The 7036-nt window shown below is 42.6% G+C and carries 4 protein-coding genes; all 4 read right to left on the bottom strand.

The window, feature by feature from the left end; genetic code table 11:
- Window positions 1-25: 25 nt before the first annotated feature.
- The 4 genes from iadA to B0H94_RS01400 all read right to left on the bottom strand — a co-directional run bounded on the left by iadA (window position 26) and on the right by B0H94_RS01400 (window position 6743).
- Window positions 26-1201: a beta-aspartyl-peptidase gene (gene iadA, locus B0H94_RS01385; RefSeq protein WP_345789026.1), complete on the bottom strand. Its 1176-nt coding sequence runs from the start codon at window positions 1199-1201 to the stop codon at window positions 26-28.
- A 6-nt stretch (window positions 1202-1207) separates the two neighbouring features.
- On the bottom strand, window positions 1208-2710 hold the full coding sequence (gene yfcC / locus B0H94_RS01390) for a putative basic amino acid antiporter YfcC (RefSeq protein WP_106587436.1): 1503 nt from the start codon (window positions 2708-2710) through the stop codon (window positions 1208-1210).
- A 187-nt stretch (window positions 2711-2897) separates the two neighbouring features.
- Window positions 2898-5855, bottom strand: coding sequence for a Tn3 family transposase (locus B0H94_RS01395; protein ID WP_106587437.1), 2958 nt, complete (start codon window positions 5853-5855; stop codon window positions 2898-2900).
- Between the two features lie 57 nt (window positions 5856-5912).
- The gene (locus B0H94_RS01400) at window positions 5913-6743 is read right to left on the bottom strand and encodes a tyrosine-type recombinase/integrase (RefSeq protein ID WP_245893861.1); all 831 of its coding nucleotides are present in this window, start codon (window positions 6741-6743) and stop codon (window positions 5913-5915) included.
- Between the last annotated feature and the right edge of the window lie 293 nt (window positions 6744-7036).

A 7036-nucleotide genomic window follows, 5' to 3' on the forward strand; every position in this document is an offset into this window, starting at 1 on the left:
CTCACTTTGATGAGTGCGGGATTAATTATTCGAAAGTCCCTGTTCTTAACAATGTTTGTTCTTCCATCAACACATCACCTTTTGCAATTACCGTTTGAATCGTTAAATCTTGATCAAGAAGCACAAGGTCGCCATCAAACCCTTTCGCAATTCTGCCTTTTTCACGCAGCTGTTGTGCTTTTGCAGGGGTAGTTGTGATCGTTTGAATGGCCGTTTCTAGCGGAATGCCTTTTTCTTGTACACATTGACGTACGGCATCAAACAAAGAAGTCACTCGGCCGACATCTAAGCCGGTAAAATTCCCTTGCTCGTCAAAAGCAGGCAGACTTCCTTGCGCATCCGATGTAAAAGAAATTTGGGTAATGCTGATATTTTGATTCAATAAGCTCTCCAGTGCTTTAGGGCAGGTAAGTTCATCTTCATCTGCGGCATTAGGGACTGTACTTGTTGTAAAATCAACATAACCACCATTTTTAGCATACGTGACTGCTCGTTCAAATAGATCGTGTGACCGATTTAAATGCGTAGGAACAAACTGAGTGATCGGCAAGTTTGTTGTTGAGACAGTTTCTTCAAGTACATCAAGCTGATCTTTGCCATCACCTACGTGTACGGTGACACTTCCGCCTTTGCCGCTTAACATGCCACCGATCCTTGAAGCTGAGGCAACTTTTGCAAGTTCATTTACTGTCGGCTGGCTTGAGCGGTGATCGGCAATCGCAATTTCGCCGGCACCGATAATTGGGTCAATATGCAATATATCATCTTCCACAGCGCCTGTGAGCGTCTTAACCGGTACGTGATAATTGCCGGTTAAACAGTAGCAAGTGATGCCTTCTTCTGTGAGCGAGCGGGCTTTAGCGACTAAATTATCCATCGTCCGAGTCGTGCCATCGGTACCGATCACACCGACGACCGTTGTGACACCACCTTGTACTGCATCAGACAATGTAAGTTCAGGTGTACGGGTACGAAAACCGCCCTCTCCGCCGCCGCCGGTAATGTGAACATGCGCATCAATCAAGCCGGGTACAGCAGGACGTCCAGCGGCGTTTACAGTACGCACCTCACCCCAGGAAGCAGGAACTTCAATTTCATCTTCAATGGCTGCGATTTTTCCGCCGGCCATTAAAATATCTTTAATACCGATGTTTTCCGGGGTATAAACATCAGCTTGCTTAATCAATGTAAACAACGTCATCACCTTCTACGAAAAGTTTAGCAATACTGCAGCAATGATAAATAAAGAAGCTAAAGTAAACAAAAGCAACTGGAATTTAAATTGAAATTTCAACCAAGTAATCCAATCGATGCGCGCAACGCCTAATACACCCATTAAAGCTGCAGAAGTCGGCACAATTAAGTTTGTAAACCCATCACCTAATTGATACCCTAAAACTGCAATCTGCCGCGGGATTTCAGCAAGATCTGCAAGTGGTGCCAAAAGCGGCATTGTTAAAGCAGCCTGACCGGAGCCTGAAACGACAAAAAAGTTAAAGACAGACTGAAAGAAAAACATGGACCATGCAGCTACGACAGAGGGGACACCATCTAATAACTGCCCGCCGTGGTATAAAATTGTGTTTAACACAGAAGGTGAACCTGGATCATCACCACCGAGAACGATAACGATACCTTTTGCCATACCAACAATTAAAGCAGCAGGCAGCAAGTTTTGTGCACCCTCTTTAAAACTGGAGGCAACATCATTAATTCGCATATCGCGGAGTTTAAAGACCACACCAATTACACCTGCAGTTAAACCGATGGTAAAAAACTGCGTTGCGATTTCAGGAATGTAATAGGCGTGTGCAACAACACCCCAAACAATCCAAACAATACCAAGGGCAAGAGATGCAACAACAAGCCCATGACCTAAAGTGAATCTCGATGAAATATTTTCTTTTGTATAATTTTCGCGAAAATAACCATCTGTTTCATAAGATAAAGAGCGTGTTGGATCTTTTTTAATCCGCCGCGCATAAATTACAGTATAAATTATACCAACAAGTGTGAAAAAGGCCCACATAAATATACGAAACGGGGCGCCACTTAAGACAGGTACATCTGCAACACCTTGAGCGATAGCAACACCAAACGGGTTCATCCAAGAGGTAGCAAAACCGATTTGTGTTGCAACATAAGTAATCATGACACCGGTAATAGCATCATAACCAAGCGCTACAACAAGCGGTATAATAATCATTGCAAACGCTATAGCTTCTTCGCCCATGCCAAAGACCGCACCGCCTAAAGAGAACATGAAAAAGATGACTGGAAGCAAAAACAAATCACGTCCCTGCGTACGTTGAATGACTTTCATGATTCCCTCTTCAACAGCACCTGTGCGCATAATAATACCGAAAGCCCCACCGATAATCAATATGAAGGCAACCACACCAACAGCAGACCCCCATTTATCACCGGAAACAAGACCTTCAAACATGTAATTTAAAAAGCCGGTACCGCCTCCGCCTTCAAATAAAGAAATGCCATCACGTACCGGCTCACCATTGTCATCGGTCACCTGACTGTATCCTTCAGCATCGAGTACTTCTTCACTTGCCTCTTCATCACCGTGTTCATAAGTGACTTCTTCCATCTCAAACTGTCCTTGCGGGATCATGTACGTCATGATCGCTGCAGCTAGCACAACAAAAAAGATAATAACGAACGTATCCGGGGTTTGAAATCTTCGGTTTTGACCCATGAGACCGTCCTCCTTTTTCAGATTTGTGCAAATACAATGCAAAAGATGTGCCAAAGGAAAATTCCTAGATTGAAAACTTTGAAATAGGGAGGGAGAAGGGGGACATTGAAAAACATGACGAAGTTTTAAGGGGGTACTCCGAGATACGTGTAAAATTAGGACATAGGATGGGAAATAATCCCATCCATTAATCTAATACCAATCGCCCATCCACTGGTTGAGGTGTTGATTCCAAGTTAATGATATATTCCCCGAACCTTTTAATGTGACTCATTAAGTAAGGGCTTAGATGGCTGATGTCATCATCGTGTACCTCATAACCCTCCTTCGACAAGGAACGTAGCACATTCGTAAGATCTACAACATTGTGAAAGATCAAGGCATTAGATACCAATTCATTGTACTTTATGATCTTTTCTTGTTGTTCCGGATCGTTTGTAGCGATGATTCCTTTACCACCGAATGAAAGCCACTCCGAAAAGCCATGAAAAGCTTCGACTTTGTTGGTCTCAGCTGTAATTTGTTTTCTTACATCCATATCGGAGATATAGAATAATAAGAAAACGGTACGAACGACACGCCCGAGTTCACGGAAGGCTTGGTACAGTCGATTTTTTCGACTATAATTGCTAAGCTTCCGGAGAAGAAGAGGTGACGACATTTTACCGGCTTTGATGGAAAGCACGACCCGCATAAAATCTTGCCAATGCGTTTCGATTAATGGCCAATCAATGGCATCGCTAAATAATGCATCGATATGTTGATATGTTGTATCCTTTGTGGGACGGTAAAATTTTAAGGCTTTGATATTCCTAATGCGGGGCATAAGTTTGATGCCTAATAAATAGCTGAGCGCAAAGACCGGTGTGGATTGCCCCTGCGTGTCGGCAAACAGCGTATCCGGTTGAACATCGGACTCGTTCTGTAAAAGACCTTCAATAATATAGACAGCTTCCCATACCCCACAAGGAATGAAATGGCTAAATAAGGCGATATAATTGTCCGAAATATGATGATAAGCAATGCCTCCGTATCCACCATAACGAATATGATTTTCGGCAAGCAAATTGTTCTCATACGTATCACGCTGGGTGCCATCTGCGGCAGCTGTCTGCCCGGTTCCCCATCGCTTTGGGAGATCCAAGGTTGCATAAGCATTGATAATATCTTGATTAGCTTTAGCCAAATTCTGTGTTGTAACATGGCGTTGATGAACAAAGGAAAGGGTTTTGGGCGTGATATTTTCTCGCATATGCCGTGCAGCTTGGTTGGGTCCTAAATTACACCCGTGTGTAAATGTATTCAAAATATATCGTTCTTGTGGACGGTCCAACTTTGGATCTGAACCCGAAAGAGTCCCAAAGTGACGGCTCCAGTTCACCCAATGATCCACATTGCCAAGCATATCGATGACATGATGCTCAGGCATATGTTCTTCGATGGAAGTTTCCAGACGTTTGAATGTCGCACCGGGTTTGTTCTTTGGCGGTTTTTTCAAAATGGGCTGACCGTCGTCATTGATGGTTACAACGTTCTCTTTTTGAGGGTACGTATGGTCGACCTCTATTGATTGTTGGGTCATCCACGCTTTTAACTGTTTTACAAATCCCTCACCATCCCGGGGGAAGTCCATTTCTTGGCAATATCCTTCTAGCATAGGCAGGCATTCGTCCCAACTTAACAATTGATCTCGATAATCCGCATAGGCTTCTGAACCTTGCACACAAATGTCTCCGGTTTTCAAATCCTGAGCGATGTATGAAAAGACACAAATCTCCAAATGCCTGCGGTGAAGCTTCCATTCACCGCTTTGTTTCACCCTCACTGTTCGTTTCCATTGCTCCGTCGCAAAAGTTAAGTCAACATCATCCGGCAACCAATTGGTTTTTCGATGACGGTGCTTCATGATAAAACCAAGAGCTTTTAGGACGGAGGTATCCTGACTCGTCGATGTCAGGGTCAGGGTTTCCGCCAAACGGAACAAAGTGGAGCGATAAGATCGAAAAAATTTGAGAATCAGAGGCAAATAGTTATTGCCATGATACGAAGCTACGGCTTCACAGTCATCCAGTAGGGTCCGTACATCCCCTCGAGATTCCAAGATATCTTTGATTTTTTGTCCGGCATCTTCAACATGGGGATCCTCCTCCAAGGCATAGAGGACTTCCGTGAATGTTGAAACGAGGTGCTCGGTCTTTTCCCGTTGCTGGTTACGGATCTTTTCTAATTCGTCTTTGCCCGCATTATGGAGGTTTCCCATGCGTTTCATCAGCATCGTGGCGAGATTATCCCGGGTTTTCATCTGAACATCGTTAATCAATGACAACACAAGCGTATAACGTTTGGCATCGCCAAAGTCTTTGATTTCTTGGACATCCAAGACTTTCGCTTGTCCGGCAAAATGTTTGAGTTTCACGGGAGGGATCCCTTTCAAGTATCTGTTCCCATCTCCAAACGATAACAACCAATGGTAGAGGTCAATTTGTTCTTTGATTTGGGACAGATTGGGCTTCTTGGGTAACTGCTTCAAACGATTATACGGACTATAAAAATGGCCTTCTTTTTTATATAACAACTGTTCGATGTGTTGACGTTCTTCTTGAGGTAACTGCTCAAACACGTTTTGAAAATATTGTTCATTGATGAGCCGACGAATACGCCGAGCTAACCGGTCCAACGTGTTAAATGCCGGTAGCTCGTACGAATGATTCACAAGTTCAGCAACTGCCACGCTTACCAAATCAGCCGGATGATCCATGGTTTCGGCTGATTGTTGAATTGCATGAATTACCACGCTCTGTGCTTGCTTTCCATAAGGGCGAACGTTGATGTATTCACGGATAAATTGGTAATGGCGATAGAGGGTTCGATTGTTTTTATAACCAATCTTTACTTGATCATCGAAATGAAGGCAGTTTCGAATATGTGTAATAATCGTGGTAGGGATATCATTCCATTTAGGAAAGTATCCGAGATTTTGAAAGCATTTCAGCAAAACTGTAAGGTTAAGGGTTGAAGAGGGGCCTCGAGCGATGCTTCGAATCCATTTTAATTCTTCTGACTTGGGCGTATAAACATTATCTAATTCGTTTTTATTGAAGTTTCTTTTGAACTGTGGATATGCCGTTCGTTCTATGGAGGCCAATAGGAATGACTCCTTTCTTGGACAAGATATAGATGAATATACCAATTCCGATTTCATTCATGCATCAAGATAGATGTTTTGAACCGCCTGTGCTTTATCTTCTTCCGTAGGTTGACTGTAGCGAAAGATCATATCTGCAGATTGATGACCAGACAATGATTGAATCACCGAAAGATCTTCCCCTGAACGAACAAGGCTGGTGATAAACGTATGGCGTAATTGGTGAGGATGAACACCATATTTTTCAAGAATGGTCTGAACACTACGGACACTAATACGTCTCTTACGATTGGACAAGAATAAAGCTGCATGATCATCCTTTCGTTTTTCAAGATAAATTGTTAGGGCACGTCGGACTTCAGCGTTTAAAGGGATATGTCTTTCTTGATTCCCCTTACCGATAACCCGAACATTTCCTTTCCGTTCACTTTTTTGAATATCATTTCGATTAAGCGAAACAAGTTCATGGACGCGAAGGCCTGTATAGAGCAGCATGATGACGATCGTATAATCTCTTTGGTTACCTGAGCGATCCACTTCACGAACCACTCGATTCCGTTCAATGCGACTCAGCCCTTTAGGGGCTTGTTTTTTGATGTCAGCCATTTTCATTACTCGAATATCTTTAATGGCCTGTGTATTGCCTGACCATCTTGAAAATGCTTTGATAGCGTTCCAAATCTTATGAATCGTTGCAGCACTTTTTCGCTGCGCCGCTAAGTAGTCAATATACTGCTGCACATCGGAGCGAGCGTACGCTTCTAAATTTGTTCCCACACTTTCTAACCAATGTTGGAAATGTTTGAGCGCATGAACGTAGGTTTTTTGTGTCGATACAGATTTTCCGGAACATTCTTCTTGGAATGCTTCTAATAATGTTTTCGCCAATGTTCTCCCCTCTTTCATCCTTTAAATAATTCTACGCTAAAATTTTTGCTTGTTAATCGATGATATATCCAAGCCAATCCCTAATTACTCCGTTTACGATTGAATTCATTTTAGCATAGAATTACAATTCTATGATATATAATTACATGCATAAAATTCAAAATATGGGATGATAAAATAATAAATCCATATCTTATCTGTATTTTGCAAGAAAAAACTACACAATGTTGCAGCCAAAACATACATAAGATTGCCAGCCGGTTAAACTCTTACAAAGTTTAGGTTTTTTTCGT

This window comes from Salsuginibacillus halophilus (assembly GCF_003014715.1).
In the GTDB taxonomy this organism is placed as follows: domain Bacteria; phylum Bacillota; class Bacilli; order Bacillales; family Marinococcaceae; genus Salsuginibacillus; species Salsuginibacillus halophilus.